We start from the raw sequence: 19,571 nt of genomic DNA on the forward strand, positions 1-19,571 counted from the left end.
CCATGCCAACGGTACAGGACCGTGGGGGCGGGTATACACTACCTGCCCTTCGTTTTGCACTTTTACAGTGGTATCAGCAGCAGGGGCGGGATTTACCTTGGCGGCACACGCGCGATCCCTATGCCATCTGGGTCTCAGAAATCATGCTGCAGCAAACCCAAGTGGCCACGGTGATTCCCTACTATCAGCGTTGGCTAGCCACCTTTCCCGCGATCGCCGACTTAGCGATTGCCGATTTGGAAACCGTCTTGAAACTGTGGCAGGGATTGGGCTACTATGCACGGGCACGCCATTTGCACCGCGCGGCTCAACAGATCATGGCCGATCATGGGGGGCAATTTCCCTGCACCTACGAGGCCGTGGTGGCGTTACCGGGAATTGGTCGCAGTACCGCAGGTGCGATCCTCAGTGCTGCCTTTAATCAGCCCCAGCCGATTCTCGATGGCAATGTCAAACGGGTGCTTGCCCGTCTCTATGGACTCACGATCCCCCCCAAGCAAGCGGAAGCCCAACTCTGGCAGTGGTCGGCGCAACTGCTGTGTTCCCAAGCCCCCCGCGATTTTAATCAAGCCCTGATGGATCTGGGGGCAACCATCTGTACACCCCGCCAACCCCTGTGTCATGCTTGTCCTTGGCAAGATCATTGCTTGGCGCATCGCCACCAGTTAACCCATGAGATTCCTCGCAAAATGAGCCGTTCCCCCTTACCCCATAAAAAGATTGGTGTCGCGGTGATTTGGAATGCGGCAGGTCAGATTCTCATCGATCGGCGGCCACCAACAGGTCTATTGGGGGGACTATGGGAGTTTCCGGGGGGCAAAATTGAACCCAATGAGACGGTTCAGGAGTGTATTCAGCGGGAAATTCGTGAGGAATTGGGCATTGAGATTAGTGTTGGTGAGCATTTGATTGACATTGATCATGCCTACACCCATTTTCGGGTGACGCTCCATGTCTATTACTGCCAGTATCTTTCAGGAAGTCCTCAGCCCTTGGGGTGCGATGCCATCCGTTGGGTGACCCCTGAGGAATTGGAGCAGTTTCCCTTTCCAAAAGCCAATACTGCAATTATTCAGGCCATTCACGAACGGGGCAGACCCACAGCCTAGGCGTTTGCAACGACACCCTCAGCCGCCGCCGCATCCAAAAACCAAAGGGCATTGCCAGTAATCAGCCGTGCTGGATAGAGATGGGGATCAGTTGTCCCAGAGAAAATATGACGTAGGGCAGTTTGTTTATTGGCACCCGTCACGAGAAAGAGAATTTGACGGGTATGGTTAATCAGGGGCACTGTGAAGGTGAGGCGGGGCTGGCCATCCTTGTTGCCCACGGTAATCAAGCGATCGCCCACCGTCAGCGCTGCTGTGTGGGGAAACAGGGAGGCCGTATGGCCATCGGGTCCCATACCGAGCAAAATCAGATCAAAGCTGGGAACTTCTCCTTCACGGATGCCAAAGGTTTGGCGCAGGATTTGCTCATAGCGATCGGCAGCGGTCTGCGGATCCGCATCCGCCGTTGGCATTGGGTGAATCTGATTTTTGGGAATCGGTACATGATTGAGCCACGCCTGAAAGGCCATCCCCGCATTGCTGTCGGGATGATCGAGGGGAACATAGCGTTCATCCCCCCAGAAAATGTGCCACCGTGACCAAGGGGTATCCGCACAGACAAGGCTTTCATACAACGGTTTAGGCGTGTTGCCGCCGGCAAGGGCAAGCGTAAATTGTCCCCGTTGGGCGATCGCCCCAGTGGCCTGCTCAAGCACAAACTGCTTTGCCGCCGCCGTCAGGGCAGCCAAATCTGGAAAAACACGTACATTGGGTGTTGGCATAGAAGCATCCTCCTAATTGGAGCGAATCACACCATCGGTCGCCGTACCCAGTCCGGGACTGGAAAAGGGATCAGCATTGCCGCGCCAGTTAAACCCATTAATGCGCAAAAGAATCGTCGCCAACTGGCGATCGAGGTTATAGCGAAACATCACCCCATAGGTGCGACGGCTATATTCCACAATAATGTTTGTATCAAAAACTCTCCCTGTGTCCACATTAATTTGCATTTGGGCACCCGCTCGCAGCGGCCCGTAAATCTGCTGCAACAATCCCACGTTGAGCACACTAAAATCAGTAATCCGATCAAAGAGAAAGGGGGAGGATGGCTCACTCAATGTCTGTGTAAATCCCACATCAAAACTGGTGTAGTCAAACCAATGACGAGAAAAATGACCCACTTGACCCCGAAACCCTGCCCCTGCAACTAACGCGGGTTGGGTACTGCCATTGGTATAGTAGTTCGCTACACCGCCTACCTGGCCATAGAACTGCAAGAAGGGTTGGACAGGACGGGGGCTATAGCGCAGGCCTTGGGTTCGCGTCGGCGGCAAGGGAGTGCCCCGCCAAATGGGCATCACCCAGTTAAGACTTGCGGCAGCTTGAAGACGACCTAGGCTTGGCTTAGGGGGTAGGGAGGGATCATCACTGGCTGCCGTGACGTATTGACCTCCCAGAAGATAACTGAGTGCTAGGCCCTGAGTTAAGGGAATACCTGTACCACTGAACGTGCCGCCAAAGCTACTGGTAATTTCTTGCTCCCCAAGGGAACGATTAAAAACCCGTTGGCGATAAAGGGCAGAAACAGTTAGGAGATTGCGGGCATCAAAATTGTAGAACAAGTCTACCCCTGCGCGTGACGTACTCGGCCAGTCGTTAGGGTTGAGCGTATTCAAGAAGCCGTAACCGCGCACACGAGTCTGCGGCGTGAACCGATGGCCTAGCTCGATCGCCGCCCCGTAGCTTTTAGCATCAAAAACATCAAAGTCATTGTTGATGATCCGTTCTAAATAAATGGATGGCAGGAAGGTGATTTGGGTATTGGGAGTGTTGATCGCTCTGTAGCGATAGGCGAGAAATACGCCGCCGCGATCTTGTTCATCATAGCCAAACTCAAAGGGCAACACTTCGTAGGGACGACCTACAACAAACCGCCGCAGCACAATGGGTAAGGCCACCCGCTGATCAAAGACCACACGACCCCGTCGTACCTTGAGCAGGGTTTCATCGGCACTGAGGGGTTCTGCTGTTGCTTCCTGAGCCCGTGCCTCCAGTTCTGGTGGACTAAAGGGGTCATTGGTAATCCGTAGATTGGTAGCAAACCAGCGGCGGCCATCAAACTCTAGGCGATCGGCCTCAAAGCGCAACCGATCAAATGTTTCTGTCACTTCGGCTTGGGGATCTGTGCCCTGTTCGTCAAGACCGGGGAGAGGGCTAAGGGGTGGGGGGCTAGGAGAGCGGGTCAGGCTCAGGTCTTGATCCACCCTAGCGGTATTGACGACGCCGCGAGCATTCGTGAGAGAGCCTTGATCGAGTCTGAGGTTATATTCCAAGCGATCGCCCTGCAGGACTTGATCGCCGCGCGTAATTGTCACATTACCTTCCGCCACCAGAATTTGGGCGTCAATATCGGTTTGAATACGATCAGCGGTGAGTTCGGCTTCCTTGAATCGGAGGAAAACATTGCCAATGGCATTAAATAATCGCCGCATCAGATCAAACTCTTGGCGATCGGCCGTCACCTCTAAGGGTTGATCACGGACAACGGGCGTTTCAGCATTGGCCTCCCCAAGACGGAGGGGGGCTGTAAAATCCGGTGTTAGCCTAGGGCTGATCGGCTTTGTACTGCTGAGATCAGGGGCTACCGTTGTTCCAAGTAGCTCCGCTTGTGATGCGCCGCTGACCTCAGTAATTTCTGCGGGTTGTGTCGGGGGGGGCAGACTAGCAAAAAGGGGTAAAAACAACAACGGCCAAACTTCCTCACGACCACTGCCTAGTTACGTTACCCGATGCCCACCCCCTTTGGCGAGGATTACTCGAGATCCTTACGCTTAGGGTTACGAGCTGGGTCACCCGAGAGGAACCCGAAAACAAAGAGCAGGACAAAGAAGGTCACAATGATATAAACGGTAATTTTGAGTGTTTCCATGATGTTGTCGTTTTTCGTAGCGTCACCTTCTGATCATACGGGATGAGGGACTCCCTCGCATCCCCTAAAACACTTGGCTTTTTGTGGCATCCGACAGCGTGGGAATTTCGGCATAGATGCCGCGTACAGACTGCACCACCGCATAGATGACGCCAATCACCGTGGCAATAAAGACAAAGTTGAAGAGCACTTTAATCAGCAGGTCAAAACTAGCAACGCGGACCAGCAGTTGTACCAGTAGTTGGACAATAAACAGCACAATCCCCATCAACAGTGCCTGCATCGTGTTATAGCGAATAAAAAGGCTGATACGACTGTTGCGCACCACCAGCAGGTACAACAGCATAAAAACAATTAGGCCAGCAAAGGGAATGGAGTAGATCAAGGCTACCGGTAAAACCACTAACACCAGTGCTTGCAGTGGTGGAAACAAATCAAACAAAAAGCCACCAAAGGGCATGACGTAGAAGAGCGGCAGCAGATACGCTAAGCTGGCAAAGATACGATCTAACGCAGTGGTCGTGGCACGCCAAGTCATGGGTTGCTCCTTTTAGGGGTTGGAGGGGGATTGACTCATGACCTTCAGCAGTAGATCCGCCGAAATCATGTTGCATTCCACAACTTTACTGACCAGCGGTGGCCCCACTCGCGAGACAATGATCCCTTGCAGCTCCGGATTATTTCTGACTGACAGGATAGCAGCACCGATGATGGAACCGGAATCGGGAGCTGGGTTAGTACCATTGGTGGGTAGCATTTTGAGCAACTGGGCGATATCTGTACAACTTGCCCGTGACACATATTTTGCCAAGGAATCACTCAGCTGCTCAACCATGGTCTTCATCATTTCCGGAGGCAGCGGGCTGGCGCCTTGGGCACGCACTGGTTGACCTGCTCCTAGGACAAGGATGCCACCCATCACAAGGGGAATGCCGATAGCCGACTTGAGCAATTGCAACATGTTCAACCTCATGTTCATTTGAACTCTCAGCCAATGTGCCAGCAAACTAGCTGTGACGCTCCTCAATCACCCGATCAATCAAGCCGTAGTTTTTTGCCTCTTCGGCGGACATAAAGAAGTCACGATCCATATCCCGCTCAATTTTTTCGAGGGGCTGGCCGGTATGGTAGGCGTATAGCTCATTGAGTTGTCGCCGTACCCGTAAAATTTCGCGAGCTTCGATCTCAATATCCGTTGCTTGGCCACGGGTACCACCAGAGGGCTGGTGAATCATGATGCGGGAGTGGGGTAGTGCCAACCGTTTGCCTTTGGTACCGGCTGCAAGGAGGAAAGACCCCATCGAGGCAGCCAGACCCACACAAATGGTGACGACATCGGATTTAATATGTTGCATCGTGTCATAGATTGCCATGCCAGCGGTGACGGAGCCACCGGGGGAGTTGATGTAGAGCATGATGTCTTTGCCCGGATCTTCGGAGTCAAGGTAGAGCATCACCGCCACAATTTGGTTGGCAATCTCATCATCGACTTCTTTACCAAGGAAAATAATCCGCTCGCGATAGAGACGGTTGTAGATGTCAATCCACTGGGTGTAGGGTTCACCGGGCATCCGGTAGGGGACTTTGGGTACTCCGATGGGCATAGAATCCTTCCACGCTGAGCTATCAACGCCGCAACCTGAGCCACGAAGGCGGCTTTTCTCCCTGATTCTAACCTATTCCAAAGACCTTCGCTCTAAACCTGGCAGAGGCAGAGGGCAAACCACTGCTGAGGGTCGGTAAAGGCCTTGATCCATCGAAATCCAGCAGCCGTTAATGCCGCCTTGAGGGCAGCAAGATCAAACTTGCGGGAAATTTCGGTGAGAATCGGTTCACCCACAGTAAAAGTGCACTGAAAATCAAGGGCAGCCAAGGTAACGGTTTGCCGCTGCTGTGAATCGAGATACATTTCAATTTGCTGGGCAATCGGGTTATAGATGGCGCGATGGGCAAAGGCTGCGGGCTGAAAATTTCCTTGAAAGCGCCAGTTGAGGTGATGGAGGAGATTGCGGTTAAAGGCAGCCGTCACCCCTTGGGCATCGTTGTAAGCAGGGAGCAAAATACTCGTGTCTTTGATCAGATCCACGCCCAGCAGGAAATAGTCCCCGTCCCTAAGAACCTGATGAATCTGTTGAAAAAGGGTCTGGCATTCGCTGGGGGAGAGGTTGCCAATGGTGCTACCGAGAAAGCAGAGCAAGCGCCGAGGTGCCAAGGGGGGCGGTAGGTGCTCTAAGCCCACTTGATAGGTGCCGACAAGACCATGAATACTGAGCTGCGGATAGTCGGCAAGAAGAGCCATGGCACTGGTTTTGAGGATTGAGCCACTGACATCAATGGGACGATAGTAAAGCCGAGGTTGTACGTGGGCATAGGCCGATAGGAGAAGGCGAATCTTGCGATCGCTGCCACTGCCAAGTTCCACCAGTTCACAGGCGCCCGTGAGTTGGGCGATCGCCCCGGCGGCGGTCTCTAAAATGCCCAATTCTGTACGGGTGGGGTAGTATTCCGGCAGCTCACAGATTTGCTCAAAGAGGCGTGATCCCGCAGCATCGTAGAAGTAGTAGGAGGGAAGAGACTTGGGTTGCTGAGTCAGACCTCGGATAACATCTTGGCCATCCCGTTCTGTGGCGAGACTGGGTAAGTGGGTCAGGTGCAGGCGATCGCTCACAGGGAAAGCGGCTCCAGAATGTGCAGACCTTAAGATATTTTAGCCTTTAGCCGCTGCTCCAAACGCCGTCCCCACCACGCGATCGGCAAACTCATTAGCAGGTAGAGAATTAAGGCCAGCGCATACAGAGGAAATGGCTGGCTACTGTTGCGAATCACCCACACCCGCATCACTGAGGTTAAGTCCACGCCGGCAATCACACTGACAATGGCCGAATCCTTGAGCATGTAGATAAAGTCATTGACGAGGGGTGGGATCACAATTTGAATGGCTTGGGGCAAAATGATGCGCACAAATCCCTGTTGTTGACTCATGCCTAGGGAGAGAGCCGCTTCCCGTTGCCCCACATCCACCGCTTGCAGACCCGCACGAAAGACCTCTGCTTCATAGGCGCCATAGTTGAGCGCCAGGGCTGTCACCCCCGCTGTCCACGCATTCACCCAAGTCGCAAGATTCATCTGGGCTAATACTGCACCGACGCCGTAGTAGAGCAGGAGCAGTTGGGTGATCATGGGGGTATTGCGCATTAGCTCAATAAAGCCAAGTGCTGGCCAGCGCAGAAACAGAAAGGGGGAGGTGCTCATGGCGGCGAGGACAATGCCTAGCAACACCGCTAGCGGAAAGGAAATGCCACAGTAAATGAGTGTATTTAGTGCTCCCCGCAAAAAGGCCGGCAGGGCAGCTTGGATCAGTTCCATCGAAGAGATTGGGTTACACCTGTTGCTCTAACTTAATGAGGGGTTCAGGGAGCTATCAGTCCCGCGCTCTACCTAAAAGGTGAGCGACATGGACTCCCCGCACCTGTCGATTTTCCACCGCGACGCGGAAGCCAGCTACGATGGGGACGAGATTAAGTCTTTATCGTACACTACAGTCCAGTCATGTAGTCCTCAATCTCCACCCACACCTCTGCACCACAGAGGACGGCACAGATGGTCAGACCAATGATGTCAAGGAGTTGATGCTCTAGCAAGTGTTCTGCGCGGGGGTCTTGTAGGGTTTTGACGTGGTCGAGCAGACCGGCAGAGGGTCGGCATGGTGACATTCCCACAAACGATTGGCTTACTTTTCTACTATGCGTTTGCTCTAGAAATCCTCGTCCTAGGGTTGCGATCGCGCCCAGCCCCTTGATATACTAGGCAAGCTGATTAAGTTGCCCTCGGCACATCAGTCTATTTCTTGCCCATTTTTGGTTGGACACCATCATCACTGTAGGTTGGGTATAGTTGCATGGCTCGATATCGTGGCCCTCGTTTGAGAATTGTCCGTCGTCTGGGTGAACTGGCTGGTCTCACCCGCAAAGCCCCCAAGCGGAGCTATCCCCCTGGTCAACACGGCCAAGCCCGCAAAAAGCGCTCGGAATATGCCCTGCGCCTTGACGAAAAGCAAAAACTGCGCTTCAACTACGGGGTTTCGGAGCGGCAACTGGTGCGCTATGTGCGTAAGGCCCGTCGGGTCAGTGGTTCCACGGGGCAAACCCTTCTACAGTTACTGGAAATGCGGCTGGATAACACCGTTTTCCGCCTTGGAATGGCACCAACGATTCCAGCCGCCCGCCAACTGGTGAATCATGGCCATATTCTGGTCAATGGTCGCAGCGTTTCTATTCCCAGCTATCAGTGCCGTCCGGGGGACGTGATTACGGTTCGCGATAATGAGCGATCGCGCCGCTTGGTGGAAACCAACCTGCAAAATCCCGGACTTGCCAATCTTCCCAGCCACTTGGAACTGGATAAAAGCACCCTCACCGGCAGAGTCACCGGTATTGTCGAACGGCAATGGGTGGCTCTCCAAGTCAATGAACTCCTCGTGGTTGAGTACTACTCCCGCAAAGTCTAGAGTATCGCCGCCCTTCCTATGGCAGAAGCCTATCTTCTGGAAAAACTCCGCACTGTCGAGCAAACCTTTACGGAACTGACCCGTCGCTTGGCGGATCCCGATGTGGCGGTCAACCCAACCGAATTTCAGAAGGTGGCTCGCTCCCGTGCTGCCTTGGAGGAGACGGTGAATGCCTATCACGAATGGCAGTCCCTCAATCAGCAACTGGTGGATGCCCGCCAACTACTGAAAGAAGCAGTCAATGAACCCGAGCTACGCCAGATGGCTGAAGAAGAAGTCGCGGATCTCAGCCGCCGCATTGCCGAGCTCGAGGAACGCCTAAAAATTCTGCTTTTGCCCCGTGACCCCAATGATGATAAAAACATCATGCTAGAAATTCGAGCGGGTGCTGGGGGCGATGAAGCGGGAATTTGGGCAGGGGATTTAGTGCGAATGTACTCCCGCTACGCCAAAAGCCAAGGCTGGCAGGTGAGCTTAGTCAGTGAATCCCTCGCGGAAATGGGGGGCTTCAAGGAAGCCATCCTCGAAATCAAGGGCGATCGCGTCTATAGCAAGCTGAAGTTTGAATCCGGTGTCCATCGCGTGCAGCGGGTGCCTGTCACCGAAGCGGGGGGGCGAGTTCACACCTCTACGGCCACCGTGGCGGTAATGCCCGAAGTGGATGAAGTGGAAGTAGAAATTGATCCCAAGGATATTGAACTCACCACAGCGCGATCCGGGGGTGCCGGTGGCCAAAACGTCAACAAAGTAGAAACAGCCGTTGACCTCTTCCACAAGCCGACGGGTATTCGCATCTTCTGCACCGAAGAGCGTAGCCAACTGAAAAACAAAGAGCGCGCGTTCCAAATCCTACGGGCAAAACTCTACGAAATGAAGCTGCGGGAACAGCAGGAAGCTATTACCTCAATGCGTCGCTCCCAAGTGGGTACGGGCGATCGCTCCGAAAAAATTCGCACCTACAACTACAAAGATGACCGCGTCACCGATCACCGTTTAGGACAAAACTTTAGCCTCAGCAGTGTCCTAGAAGGGGATCTAGAACCAATTATCCAAGCCTGCATTAGCCGTGATCAGCAGGAACAACTGGCACAACTGGCTGCCGAACAAGCCTAGGAGGATCAAATGACCAAATTTGTGGCTTGGGGACGCTACTGTGAAGATGTCCTTGAACGGCGTTCCCCCCATCGCCAAGCACACCTCGACGGCCTTGCGGTTCAAAAAGCCCAAGGGGTGCTCATCACCATTGGTCCTACGAAAGACCTGCGCTACTTTTTTGCCATTTACGAGGCGGATAGCGAAGAGACCGTGCGCCAATTGATTGAAAACGACCCCTACTGGCAGCATCAGGTGTGGACAGAGTACAGCATTCATGAGTGGATCCAAGCCCTCTAGAGGCGAGGGCGGATCCGAAACTCACTTAGGGCGCAAGGGCATTGCCCCGCATCAGGCTACCAATCGTTTTTGCCGTAATTTTCAACTGCACTAAGGGATTAGCCGGCACCACCGTCTTGTAGAGGTAGCTATCGAAGGTGAGCTTCTGTACATCAATATCGCTACACATCTCCACAAAGGCCTCACGGGTGGCATCGGAGCGATAAAAGACCCGTTGCAACAGATCTAACACTAGGTACGTCATGCCGTAGGCTTTGTCCCAGCGCTTCAGGTACAGCTTGAGATCTGCTTCGGTGGGGATACGGCGACCGCTGTTGGAGGTTTCAACAATCGTTTCAGCGCACATGCGGGCTGACTTGGCGGCAAAGTAAATGCCTTCCCCTGAAGATTTCGTGACCGTACCGGCTGCATCTCCCACCAGAGCCACGCGACCGACCACCCGCCGCGGCCGAGGATGCTCAGGAATGGGGTGAGCTTCCACTTTAATAATTTGCCCCCCTTCCAGTTTGGCAGCAGCACGGGCGCGGATTCCCGCCTGCAGCTCCCGAATGCGGTCTTTGTTGACCTTCATGGTGCCGGTACCCACGGCCACATGGTCATATTTCGGGAAAACCCATGCATAGAAGTCTGGGGACACGTCATCCCCCACGTACATTTCTGCCAACTCGTTGTAGTAGGCCATTTTGTCCTCAGGCAGGCGGATGCGCTCCTGATAGGCAATGGCGTAGTTGTAATCGCCGGCATCAATTTCCTTGGCAATGCGGGAATTTGCCCCATCGGCACCAATCACCACATCCACTTCAAGGGTCTGAGCTGTGCCATCCTCTTGGACATAGTGGAGGGTGTAGGGCTGATCGCTGGTGGCGGGCTGCTCCAGCTTAAAGACGGTGCCATTGATCAAGTTGGCGCCCAAATCCGCTGCCCGATTGCGCATAAAGCTATCGAGGACTTCGCGGCGACACATACCGATATACTCGTGGTCTTTGAGGGTATGGCCAATGTTCACCTCGATATTGGAGGGGGAAATCATCTTCATTTTGCGCACGCGGCGGTCAATGATTTCCGGCGGCAAGTCAAATTCACTGACCATGCACAGGGGGATCGCACCGCCACAGGGCTTGGCATTGTCTAATTTACGTTCAAAGAGATAGGTCTGGATTCCGGCTTTGGCTAAGGTTTCGGCGGCTGAGGAACCCGCTGGACCACCACCGACCACTGCTACCCGAAGTGACAACGGACGACTCCCAATTTTGGCTAACAAACAACAGCTTGGATACTATCACGGCAATTTTTTGTCTTCAAGGATTTAATCCCGAAAAGCCGCATCTGTAACAGTTTTCAACATTTGGCCATCGTTGATCCGTTAGGATAGATCTATCTATGGATTCAGAATTGATCCAGCGTGCGGACTGTAGCAGAAGCTACCCAATTTGTCTCTCGCGGTGGAGAATGGTATCATTTGCGAGGTTGTACAATTTACACCATTTCCCAGAGAAGTTTAAGGTAGGGCATTCACATGGCATCGTCTCCTGTTGCGCCCGTTGTTTTGATGATTTTGGATGGCTGGGGCTATCGCGAAGAGACCTACGGTAATGCGATCGCTAGCGCCAATACGCCTGTCATGGACAGTTTGTGGCAAGCCTACCCCCACACATTGATTTGCACCTCTGGGAAGGCGGTGGGACTCCCCAAGGGTCAAATGGGTAACTCCGAGGTGGGGCACTTAAATATCGGTGCTGGGCGCATTGTTCCCCAAGAGTTGGTGCGCATTTCCGATGCCGTTGAAGATGGTAGCCTCTTTAGCAATCCCGTCCTTGTGAAGCTCTGCCAAACTGTGCAGGAGCGCAAGGGCAAGCTGCATTTTATCGGTCTGTGTTCTGCAGGCGGGGTGCATTCCCACATTGATCACCTCTACGGCTTGGTGGAACTGGCCAAGCGCCATGAGTTACCGGCCTGTATTCATGCCATTACCGATGGTCGCGATACACCCCCCCGCGATGCCGCAGGTGTCCTTGAGGAATTGGAGCAACGCCTGAAAACCATTGGCTGCGGACGAATTGTGACGGTGAGTGGTCGCTACTATGCCATGGATCGCGATCGCCGTTGGGATCGCACCGAGGCGGCCTACCGCGTCATGACCAGCAATGAGAATATTCAACCCCTGCGGGCGGTGGATGTGGCCAGTAAGTCCTATGCCCAAGATATTGGCGATGAATTTATTGTCCCCACGCGCATTGCTGAAGGAGCCGTTGAACCCGGCGATGGTGTGGTGTTCTTTAATTTCCGTCCCGATCGCGCCCGCCAACTCACCCAAGCCTTTATTGACCCTGATTTTAGCGGCTTTGAACGGACGCTAATTACGCCCTTGGAATACGTGACCTTCACCCAATACGATGCTAACTTTAACTGTGGTGTCGCCTTCCCGCCCCAAAACCTCAATCATATCCTTGGGGAAGTGATTGCCGAGCATGGCCTGAAGCAACTGCGGGCAGCGGAAACGGAAAAATATGCCCACGTCACCTATTTCTTCAATGGCGGCCTTGAGGAACCCTTCCCCGGCGAAGATCGCATTCTTATCCCCAGTCCAATGGTGGCCACCTACGATCAAGCGCCAGCCATGTCTGCCCTTGCCGTAACAGAAGCGGTTAAGGAGGCCATTGAGAAACAGGAATATGCCCTAATTGTGGTGAACTTTGCTAACCCCGATATGGTGGGGCACACGGGGCAGATGGAAGCTACCATTCAAGCCATTGAAACTGTGGATCGCTGTGTAGGCGTATTGGTGGAAGCAACAACAAAGGTGGGGGGCACGCTGCTGATTACCGCTGATCATGGCAACGCTGAGTACATGATTGACGAGGACGGTAACCCTTGGACGGCTCACACCACCAACCCCGTTCCCTTCATCTTGGTGGAAGGGGAGAAACGCAAAATCCCCGGCCATGCTACAGATGTGAGCCTGCGAGAGGATGGGTGTCTGGCGGATATTGCGCCAACAATTCTGGAAATTTTGGGGCTGCCTCAACCCCCTGAGATGACCGGGCGATCGCTGATTGCCAGTGCCCCCTATGAAACGCGCCTCAATCGCACCCCAGTCTCTGTGAAGGTCTAAGGGCATTCTCAACCCAAGAGCGACGGCAGAAAATTTTAAGAAATCTTAAAATAGGAACAGTGCTTGTCCTGTTTTTATGGCCACGTTTCGCTCCATTCTGGGTTACTACCGCGCCTATCGGGGGATGGCGATCGCCAGTATTACCGCAGCTAGTCTCTGCGAACTGGTGGATTTGCTCGTGCCCTATGCCATTGGTCAAATTCTCAACCTGCTCTCGCAACAACCCCTCGATCCGCCAGTGGTGGCGATCGCCCATACGCTCCAAACATGGACGGGCTGGAACAATCCCTTTGGCGTCAATCTCACCGTTCTCGGCAGTATTGTCTTTTTGGCCACTGTGGTGCGTGCCCCAATTCAACCGTGGCTGGGGGTATGGTTCCACTGGTGGATTGCCTTGGCTGCCCGCCGCGACCACACTCGCAAAGCCGTCGAGAAAATCCTGACGCTGCCCCTAGAATTCTTTGAGGAAAATAACCCGGGTCGCATTGCCAACCGTGTTAGCAAAGGGATTTCCAACCATACGTGGAGCTATCCTGAGATTGCCGGCCAACTGATTCCCAAACTGGTACGGGTGCTGGGGATTGGCGTGATTGTCTGGTGGCTTGATTGGCCGATCGCCCTTGGACTGTTGCTCTCCTTTACAGTGATCTTGGTGCTGACCCTGCACACCCTACGGCGCATTATTCAAAAAGAAGAAATCCTCGACAGCCACATCGAAAGCACAGAAAGCCGCACCTCAGAAATCATTACCAATATCAAAACCGTCAAAGCCTTTGCCACTGAAGCCCGTGAACTTGCTCGTCAACAGCAGCGTCTCGATCGCGAGTTCAAGATGGTCATTGACCGCATCCATCGCGGCTATATGCACCTGATTACTTGGCAGGGAACCGTAGTCCAGTTCTGTCTTTTCAGTTTGTTGGGGTTTTCCCTAGCGGCCACGATCGCCGGCCGGGTCTCCATTGGTCACTTTATTACGATTTACACCCTTGCCAGTATGGCCTATGCCGAAATTACCCCCCTCTCGCAGGTGTCGGAGGTGTTTGCGCGCCGCTATGCCTCCATTTTGCGCTTCCATGAATTTATGGAATTGCCCCCCGGTCGCGATGCCATTGATCTGGAGCAACAGGAGATTCCTAGCCTGAAGTTTTCGGGCAAAGTGGATTTTCAGCACGTTTGGTTTAGCTACACGCCGGGGCGTCCCATTCTGCGGGATATTAACTTACTCATTGAACCCTGCCAAACGGTGGCCTTGGTGGGGCGATCGGGTTCCGGGAAATCCACCCTGATCAAGCTTCTCTTTCGCTACTTCCAGCCGGATCAGGGGCAAATTCTCATTGATGGCCAAGATATTCAAACCCTCGATGTCCGCGCCTATCGCCGCCGGCTGGCCATTGTCCACCAAGAAGTGGATGTCTTTAATGGCACCCTCTGGGATAACCTCACCTATGCCAACCCCGAGGTCAGTGCCGACGCCGTCTATGAGGCCTGTGCTATTGCGCGGGTGGATGAATTTGTGCAGCAGTTGCCCTTGGGCTATCGCACCATTGTCGGTGAACGGGGCTTGCGGCTTTCGGGGGGACAGCGGCAGCGCCTAGGGATTGCCCGTGCCCTCTTAGCAGATCCCGATGTCCTGATTTTTGATGAGGCCACCTCAAGTCTCGACTATGAATCGGAGCGGGAAATTCAACTGGCCCTGCGCTCCATTACGGGTACTCGCACAATGATTGTGATTGCCCACCGCCTCAGTACGGTTCGGGATGCCAATCAAATTGTGGTCTTGGATCAAGGGACAATCCGTGAGCAGGGAGACCATGAGACACTCCTCGCCCAAGGGGGATTGTATGCCCATCTCTACTCGATTCAGCGCGATCGCGCCCCTCGTGCCTAACTGAGATCCACACCAAGGAAGCGATCCAAGAGTCGATAGCGCCAAAAGCTGCGCAGGAAAATCACCCATAGCAAAACAATCAGTACAATCAATGCCCACAGCGACCACGAAAGGGGTTCCAACTCAGCCACTGCCCGTAGGGTCGGCGAAAAACTAATTGTCAGGAAGGCAGCCAGCAGGGCTAAAACCACAGCAACATAACGCCAGTTGCCCACTAAAGGCGCACCGCCAACCCATGTGGGATGGGGAGGTTTGAGAAACAGGACTAAACAAAGGGAGGCCAGCATCAGGGTCGTCACCAAGGCCGTGCGGGCGATCGCCACACTCTGCCCTAGTTCTAAGAGCACCTCGCGGCCATTCAACAGCGTTGGATCAAAGCGTCCTTGGAGCAATGCCACAAGGGGCGTCAGTTCCCGTGCCAACACCCCCAAGTACATGAAAATGGCCAACAGTGCGAGGCTTAGGGTGGCGGGGATGACAAAGTGCAGCAATGAACGAATCAGCGATCGATGGGGACGCGGCCCCGGCACTGCCCAAAAAGCCACCGCCAAGGTCGGCAGACCCACTCCCCACAGGGTTAGCAGGCTATTGTGCTTAATCAGCAGCGGAAAGGCGCGCCCTGCCATGACCGTGACTAGACAAAGCAAACTAAAGCTAAACACCCGCACCAGAAAGAGCTTCGTGACATCTTGAATGCCGTTGTAGATGCGCTGTCCCTCACGAAAGGCTGCTGGTAAGGCGGCAAAGGAATCCGCAAGCAATACAATATCAGCCACATTTCGGGTAATGGCACTGCCACTTTCCATGGCGATGCCCACATTGGCCTGCTTCAGGGACAGCACATCATTGACACCATCGCCAATCATGGCCACCTGATGCCCGAGGGCGCGCAGTCGAGTCACGAGTTTCGCCTTTTGCTCGGGGGTAATGCGACCAAAAACCGTGGCTTTCTCGGCCATTTGATCAAAGCTAGGATCATCCATGGCGGCGAGTTCTGTGCCGGAGATGGCGATCGCCCCCGCATCGAGGCCGACTTGTTTACCGAGGGCAACCACCGTTTCCGCATGGTCACCGGAAATAATTTTGATTTGAATTCCAGCCTGTTGAAAGCGTTGCAAAACATCGCGGGATTGGGGTCGCAGGCGATCGCCCACCCAAATCACTGCTAAGGGTTCAAGATCTGGGGGCAAGAGGGGAGTCTCCTGCCGCTCATCCCATTGAGGATCACTGCAACTACGGGCAAAGAGAAGCACCCGCAATCCCTGCTGCCGTCCCCGCTGGAGTAATTCAGTCACCTCAGGGGAGAGGTCTTCAGCCTTGAAGAGGACATCCGGTGCCCCCAAAATAAATGCTTCTGAGTCATGCCACGCTGCGGCACTCCACTTGTAGGCGGAGGAAAAGGGAATTTCGAGGCGTAGGGGCTGGGGCCTGCCGTCAAAGGCCTCCGTGAGGGCAACAATGGTGCGGTTCGGAGCACTAACACTGGCGGTAAACGTGGCGAGAGCCGCTTTTGTCTTTTCCTCTGTATCAGTGAGGGCGTACCAGCTATGGAGTTCAAGGGCATTGGCCGTCAGTGTGCCCGTTTTATCAAGGCAGAGAATATCGACGCCACTGAGTGATTCAATGGCATTTACCTGCTGCACCAAGACATTGGCACGGGAGATACGCAGTGCCCCCAAGGCATAGGTGAGCGTAATTGTCAGATACAAGCCCACGGGGACAAGACCCGCCACCACTGCCGCCGTTTGCACACTCATTTGTAGGGTGGTCAGGCGTACCAATAGCGAGAGCAGCACCAATAGCCATAGGAAAACCGCCAGCGCCAGAATGACGCGGATAATCAGGTTAATTTCCCGTTGCAGGGGAGTGAGTTTGTGGTGGTGGGTTTTGGCGGCAGCAGTCAGTTGATGGGCGGTACTGGCTTCCCCCACCTGTTCGGCGACATAGGCAGCGGCACCGCGCACACAAAAGCTCCCGGAGTACAGGCGATCGCCCGCTTGCTTGGAGATGAGATCCGACTCCCCTGTGAGCAAGGACTCATCCACTTGGATCTGTCCATCACCAACGACGGTGCCATCGGCAACGATTTGATCCCCCGGCTCCAAAAGGAGAATATCCCCTTCTACGACTTCTGCAGGATCAATAATGGCCTCTTGGCGATCGCGCAGCACCTTGACACGGGGACGGGTGAGGAGGCTAATTTCATCCAACTGCCGTTTGGCGCGAATTTCCTGCAGGATGCTAATGATGGCATTGAGAAACACCACCACGATGATGGCGGCCACATCCCCCGGACGACCTAAAAAGAGCAAAATGACGCTAATAAAAGCAAAAACCCCATTGATAAACGTGAAGAGGTTTTCCCGCAAAATGTCGCCATAGGTGCGATTGCTTTCACTCGCTTGACGGTTAATGCGACCTCTGGCTTGCCGCTCCGCCACTTCCGCCGCTGTCAGACCCGTCAATGGTGCTGTCATACCCTAAGTTTCCGCTGACTTAACCACAAACACCGAACAGGGGGCATCCGCCACAACGGCGCCACTTACTGAGCCTTGCACAACCCGCTCAACCCCCGTGAGGCCGCGACTCCCCAGCACAATTAGGTCTGCCCCATAGATATTGGCCAAGCGTAAAATTTCCTCGACGGGGTCACCGGTAACAATTTCAATTTCCGAGTCACAGGGGAGGTGGCTTTGGAACTGTTGTAAGTGCTGCTCAATACTACGGTAGGTGCCCATTTGCGGATGCAACGAGGGGCGATCGGCACTGACGCCAAAACCCGCCTCTGTCGGTGAGATCACATGACTGAGAATCACTTGGGCATCCGGGTCAAGATTTAACTGTGCCACCGCCGCCATCACCCGTGCCGATAGCTCACTGGTATCGAGGGCCACTAAAATTGTTTTGAACATGCCTGTGACTCTGTACTTGCAATCTCTTAGTCTGCCATAAGGGTGCTGGGATTGATGGCTCCTAAGGTCACTCAAGGCAGGGACAAAGAACAAACATAGTGTCAACATTTGTTACAACCCTCCCTGGGGATCATAAGACTTGTGGAGAATTCCCACAAAACGCTGACATTTGCGCCCATTTCCGAGGGGATCGCAGTAGCGTGAGGATCAGTACAGGACAGCAGGTGAATGTGTTGTGACGGTGTCGGGCGGTTATAAAAATGCCCGGATGAGTACACCAAGGAATTGTTCTGTCAAGACTACAAACCCTATCCAAGAGTGCCTATGAAAGTTGGGGTCGTTAAGGAACGCGAAGTGGGTGAACAACGGGTTGCCCTGATTCCCGAAGTCGTTGCCAAGCTGGTGCAGCAGGGGTATCACCTTTGTGTGGAGTCCGGTGCAGGAGATATGGCTCACTTCAGCGATGATGACTACCGTGCAGCGGGTGCGGAAATTGGTTACTCCATTGAAGAGGTCTGGGGCAATGTGGATGTGGTGCTCAAGGTGGCGCCGCTGCGCGATCGCGAGGTGGAGTGGATTCGACCCGGCACCACCTTAATTAGTTTTCTCAATCCCTTGGGCAATCCATGGCAGATGCAACACTTGGCAGAGCGGCATATTACTGCCTTTGCCCTCGAGTGCATTCCCCGCACCAGTCGTGCCCAGAGTATGGATGCTTTGTCTTCCCAAGCAGCGGTGGCAGGGTATGCGGCGGTGTTATTGGCCGCTTCCCATTTGCCGCGCTTTTTCCCGATGTTGACGACGGCAGCGGGTACGATTCCCCCCGCTAAGGTGTTTGTGATTGGAGCAGGGGTGGCGGGCTTGCAGGCGATCGCCACCGCGCGGCGTTTGGGAGCTGTGGTTGAAGCCTTTGATATTCGCCCAGCGGTCAAGGAGGAAGTACAAAGCCTCGGTGCCAAATTTGTCGAAGTCAACCTTGAGGAGGAGACCGTTGCCGCCGGCGGCTATGCCAAAGAGGTTTCTGAGGCGGCGAAGCACAAAACCCAAGAGGCGATCGCTGCCCATGTCCAGAGTGCCGATGTGGTCATTACCACTGCTCAAATTCCCGGCAAGCCTGCCCCTCTTTTGGTGACAGAACGGATGGTGGCCAGCATGAAACCGGGTTCGGTGATTGTGGATTTAGCCGCTGAGCAGGGGGGCAACTGTGCCTGCACAGAACCGGGGCGCTCTATTTGTCATCAGCGGGTCACTATTATTGGCCCGATTAATCTGCCCTCGACAATGGCGGTGCATGCCAGCCAAATGTATGCCAAAAACATTTCAACGCTCCTGAAGTACCTCACCCCCCAAGGGGAATTGGTTTTGAACTTTGGGGATGACATTGTGGATGCCGCCTGTATCACCCATGAAGGGCAGGTTCGCAACCCACGGGTACTGCAACTGCTGCATCCTGCCCCAACCTTGGCAACAACGGTTTAGAGATGTCCCTAGAGGATTCGTTCTATGACAGATCCCATTCTTGTCGGTCTGATGATTTTTGTGCTGGCCAGTTTCATTGGCTTTGAGGTGATTAACAAAGTCCCGCCCACGCTGCATACTCCCTTGATGTCTGGTGCCAATGCCATTTCGGGGATTGCCGTAATTGGTGCCCTACTGATGGCGGGGAGTGGGCACACCACTTTAACGGTGGTCTTGGGATTTATTGCGACAGTGCTCGCCACGATTAATGTGGTGGGCGGTTTTTTGGTCACGGATCGCATGTTGCAGATGTTTAAGCGGTAG

At 54.0% G+C, this 19,571-nt stretch carries 20 protein-coding genes; 8 read left to right on the forward strand and 12 right to left on the reverse strand.

Annotated elements, in window-relative coordinates; genetic code table 11:
- Window positions 1-2 precede the first annotated feature (2 nt).
- Window positions 3-1,109 carry an A/G-specific adenine glycosylase gene (mutY, locus tag M0646_RS11925; protein WP_149821131.1) on the forward strand — a complete coding sequence of 369 codons (1,107 nt, stop codon included), beginning with the start codon at window positions 3-5 and terminating at the stop codon, window positions 1,107-1,109.
- On the opposite strand, the gene pgl is transcribed toward mutY, so the two are convergent.
- The 9 genes from pgl to M0646_RS11970 form a co-directional block, all read right to left on the reverse strand.
- The gene (gene pgl / locus M0646_RS11930; RefSeq protein WP_149821133.1) at window positions 1,106-1,831 is read right to left on the reverse strand and encodes a 6-phosphogluconolactonase; all 726 of its coding nucleotides are present in this window, start codon (window positions 1,829-1,831) and stop codon (window positions 1,106-1,108) included. The genes mutY and pgl overlap by 4 nt on opposite strands.
- Window positions 1,832-1,843: 12 nt before the next feature.
- Window positions 1,844-3,793: a DUF3769 domain-containing protein gene (locus M0646_RS11935; RefSeq protein WP_286625853.1), complete on the reverse strand. Its 1,950-nt coding sequence runs from the start codon at window positions 3,791-3,793 to the stop codon at window positions 1,844-1,846.
- Window positions 3,794-3,861: 68 nt separating this feature from the next.
- On the reverse strand, window positions 3,862-3,978 hold the full coding sequence (locus tag M0646_RS11940; protein ID WP_286625854.1) for a photosystem II reaction center protein I: 117 nt from the start codon (window positions 3,976-3,978) through the stop codon (window positions 3,862-3,864).
- Window positions 3,979-4,042: 64 nt separating this feature from the next.
- Window positions 4,043-4,516: a Tic20 family protein gene (locus tag M0646_RS11945; RefSeq protein ID WP_286625855.1), complete on the reverse strand. Its 474-nt coding sequence runs from the start codon at window positions 4,514-4,516 to the stop codon at window positions 4,043-4,045.
- 12 nt (window positions 4,517-4,528) lie between these two features.
- The gene (locus M0646_RS11950) at window positions 4,529-4,939 is read right to left on the reverse strand and encodes a hypothetical protein (RefSeq protein WP_190278096.1); all 411 of its coding nucleotides are present in this window, start codon (window positions 4,937-4,939) and stop codon (window positions 4,529-4,531) included.
- A gap of 46 nt (window positions 4,940-4,985) precedes the next feature.
- A complete protein-coding gene (locus M0646_RS11955; RefSeq protein WP_149821139.1) occupies window positions 4,986-5,582 on the reverse strand; it encodes an ATP-dependent Clp protease proteolytic subunit in 597 nt (198 codons plus the stop codon).
- A gap of 92 nt (window positions 5,583-5,674) precedes the next feature.
- On the reverse strand, window positions 5,675-6,646 hold the full coding sequence (gene egtD / locus M0646_RS11960; protein WP_149821141.1) for an L-histidine N(alpha)-methyltransferase: 972 nt from the start codon (window positions 6,644-6,646) through the stop codon (window positions 5,675-5,677).
- Between the two features lie 29 nt (window positions 6,647-6,675).
- The gene (locus M0646_RS11965) at window positions 6,676-7,344 is read right to left on the reverse strand and encodes an amino acid ABC transporter permease (RefSeq protein WP_149821143.1); all 669 of its coding nucleotides are present in this window, start codon (window positions 7,342-7,344) and stop codon (window positions 6,676-6,678) included.
- A 170-nt stretch (window positions 7,345-7,514) separates the two neighbouring features.
- Window positions 7,515-7,691: a transposase family protein gene (locus tag M0646_RS11970; RefSeq protein WP_149821145.1), complete on the reverse strand. Its 177-nt coding sequence runs from the start codon at window positions 7,689-7,691 to the stop codon at window positions 7,515-7,517.
- Window positions 7,692-7,876: 185 nt separating this feature from the next.
- On the opposite strand from M0646_RS11970, the gene rpsD reads away from it, so the two are divergent.
- The 3 genes from rpsD to M0646_RS11985 are packed head-to-tail and all read left to right on the forward strand — an operon-like array spanning window position 7,877 to window position 9,877.
- Window positions 7,877-8,485, forward strand: a complete 609-nt coding sequence (gene rpsD / locus M0646_RS11975; RefSeq protein WP_181495092.1) for a 30S ribosomal protein S4 — start codon at window positions 7,877-7,879, stop codon at window positions 8,483-8,485.
- 18 nt (window positions 8,486-8,503) lie between these two features.
- A complete protein-coding gene (gene prfA / locus M0646_RS11980) occupies window positions 8,504-9,598 on the forward strand; it encodes a peptide chain release factor 1 (protein WP_149821148.1) in 1,095 nt (364 codons plus the stop codon).
- Window positions 9,599-9,607: 9 nt separating this feature from the next.
- On the forward strand, window positions 9,608-9,877 hold the full coding sequence (locus M0646_RS11985; RefSeq protein WP_149821150.1) for a YciI family protein: 270 nt from the start codon (window positions 9,608-9,610) through the stop codon (window positions 9,875-9,877).
- 25 nt (window positions 9,878-9,902) lie between these two features.
- On the opposite strand, the gene chlP is transcribed toward M0646_RS11985, so the two are convergent.
- Complete coding sequence (gene chlP / locus M0646_RS11990; protein ID WP_149821152.1) at window positions 9,903-11,111, reverse strand: geranylgeranyl reductase; 1,209 nt, start codon at window positions 11,109-11,111, stop codon at window positions 9,903-9,905.
- A 282-nt stretch (window positions 11,112-11,393) separates the two neighbouring features.
- Here chlP and gpmI point away from each other — a divergent pair, with 282 nt between their 5' ends.
- Both gpmI and M0646_RS12000 read left to right on the forward strand, forming a co-directional pair.
- Window positions 11,394-12,989: a 2,3-bisphosphoglycerate-independent phosphoglycerate mutase gene (gene gpmI / locus M0646_RS11995; protein ID WP_286649685.1), complete on the forward strand. Its 1,596-nt coding sequence runs from the start codon at window positions 11,394-11,396 to the stop codon at window positions 12,987-12,989.
- 76 nt (window positions 12,990-13,065) lie between these two features.
- The gene (locus M0646_RS12000) at window positions 13,066-14,877 is read left to right on the forward strand and encodes an ABC transporter ATP-binding protein (RefSeq protein ID WP_286649686.1); all 1,812 of its coding nucleotides are present in this window, start codon (window positions 13,066-13,068) and stop codon (window positions 14,875-14,877) included.
- Here the strand turns inward: M0646_RS12000 and M0646_RS12005 are convergent.
- Both M0646_RS12005 and M0646_RS12010 read right to left on the reverse strand, forming a co-directional pair.
- Entirely contained in the window at window positions 14,874-17,354 is a 2,481-nt protein-coding gene (locus M0646_RS12005) for an HAD-IC family P-type ATPase (protein ID WP_286625861.1), read from the reverse strand. The two genes, M0646_RS12000 and M0646_RS12005, sit on opposite strands and share 4 nt — an antisense overlap.
- A gap of 3 nt (window positions 17,355-17,357) precedes the next feature.
- A complete protein-coding gene (locus M0646_RS12010; RefSeq protein ID WP_149821161.1) occupies window positions 17,358-17,789 on the reverse strand; it encodes a universal stress protein in 432 nt (143 codons plus the stop codon).
- Window positions 17,790-18,113: 324 nt separating this feature from the next.
- On the opposite strand from M0646_RS12010, the gene M0646_RS12015 reads away from it, so the two are divergent.
- Together M0646_RS12015 and M0646_RS12020 are read left to right on the forward strand one after the other, a co-directional pair.
- Window positions 18,114-19,268: a Re/Si-specific NAD(P)(+) transhydrogenase subunit alpha gene (locus M0646_RS12015; RefSeq protein WP_286649687.1), complete on the forward strand. Its 1,155-nt coding sequence runs from the start codon at window positions 18,114-18,116 to the stop codon at window positions 19,266-19,268.
- 24 nt (window positions 19,269-19,292) lie between these two features.
- Complete coding sequence (locus M0646_RS12020; protein WP_190278097.1) at window positions 19,293-19,571, forward strand: NAD(P) transhydrogenase subunit alpha; 279 nt, start codon at window positions 19,293-19,295, stop codon at window positions 19,569-19,571.

Origin of the sequence: Thermosynechococcus sp. B3, assembly GCF_030323045.1 — a bacterium.
Lineage (GTDB): Bacteria > Cyanobacteriota > Cyanobacteriia > Thermosynechococcales > Thermosynechococcaceae > Thermosynechococcus.

Excerpts from the sequence above, each read along its gene's own strand:
- mutY (WP_149821131.1), top strand. The coding sequence starts at position 3 with ATGCCAACGGTACAGGACCGTGGGGGCGGGTATACACTACCTGCCCTT.
- pgl (WP_149821133.1), bottom strand. The coding sequence starts at position 1,831 with ATGCCAACACCCAATGTACGTGTTTTTCCAGATTTGGCTGCCCTGACG.
- M0646_RS11940 (WP_286625854.1), bottom strand. The coding sequence starts at position 3,978 with ATGGAAACACTCAAAATTACCGTTTATATCATTGTGACCTTCTTTGTC.
- M0646_RS11945 (WP_286625855.1), bottom strand. The coding sequence starts at position 4,516 with ATGACTTGGCGTGCCACGACCACTGCGTTAGATCGTATCTTTGCCAGC.
- M0646_RS11950 (WP_190278096.1), bottom strand. The coding sequence starts at position 4,939 with ATGTTGCAATTGCTCAAGTCGGCTATCGGCATTCCCCTTGTGATGGGT.
- M0646_RS11955 (WP_149821139.1), bottom strand. The coding sequence starts at position 5,582 with ATGCCCATCGGAGTACCCAAAGTCCCCTACCGGATGCCCGGTGAACCC.
- M0646_RS11965 (WP_149821143.1), bottom strand. The coding sequence starts at position 7,344 with ATGGAACTGATCCAAGCTGCCCTGCCGGCCTTTTTGCGGGGAGCACTA.
- M0646_RS11970 (WP_149821145.1), bottom strand. The coding sequence starts at position 7,691 with ATGTCACCATGCCGACCCTCTGCCGGTCTGCTCGACCACGTCAAAACC.
- rpsD (WP_181495092.1), top strand. The coding sequence starts at position 7,877 with ATGGCTCGATATCGTGGCCCTCGTTTGAGAATTGTCCGTCGTCTGGGT.
- prfA (WP_149821148.1), top strand. The coding sequence starts at position 8,504 with ATGGCAGAAGCCTATCTTCTGGAAAAACTCCGCACTGTCGAGCAAACC.
- M0646_RS11985 (WP_149821150.1), top strand. The coding sequence starts at position 9,608 with ATGACCAAATTTGTGGCTTGGGGACGCTACTGTGAAGATGTCCTTGAA.
- gpmI (WP_286649685.1), top strand. The coding sequence starts at position 11,394 with ATGGCATCGTCTCCTGTTGCGCCCGTTGTTTTGATGATTTTGGATGGC.
- M0646_RS12000 (WP_286649686.1), top strand. The coding sequence starts at position 13,066 with ATGGCCACGTTTCGCTCCATTCTGGGTTACTACCGCGCCTATCGGGGG.
- M0646_RS12005 (WP_286625861.1), bottom strand. The coding sequence starts at position 17,354 with ATGACAGCACCATTGACGGGTCTGACAGCGGCGGAAGTGGCGGAGCGG.
- M0646_RS12010 (WP_149821161.1), bottom strand. The coding sequence starts at position 17,789 with ATGTTCAAAACAATTTTAGTGGCCCTCGATACCAGTGAGCTATCGGCA.
- M0646_RS12015 (WP_286649687.1), top strand. The coding sequence starts at position 18,114 with ATGAAAGTTGGGGTCGTTAAGGAACGCGAAGTGGGTGAACAACGGGTT.
- M0646_RS12020 (WP_190278097.1), top strand. The coding sequence starts at position 19,293 with ATGACAGATCCCATTCTTGTCGGTCTGATGATTTTTGTGCTGGCCAGT.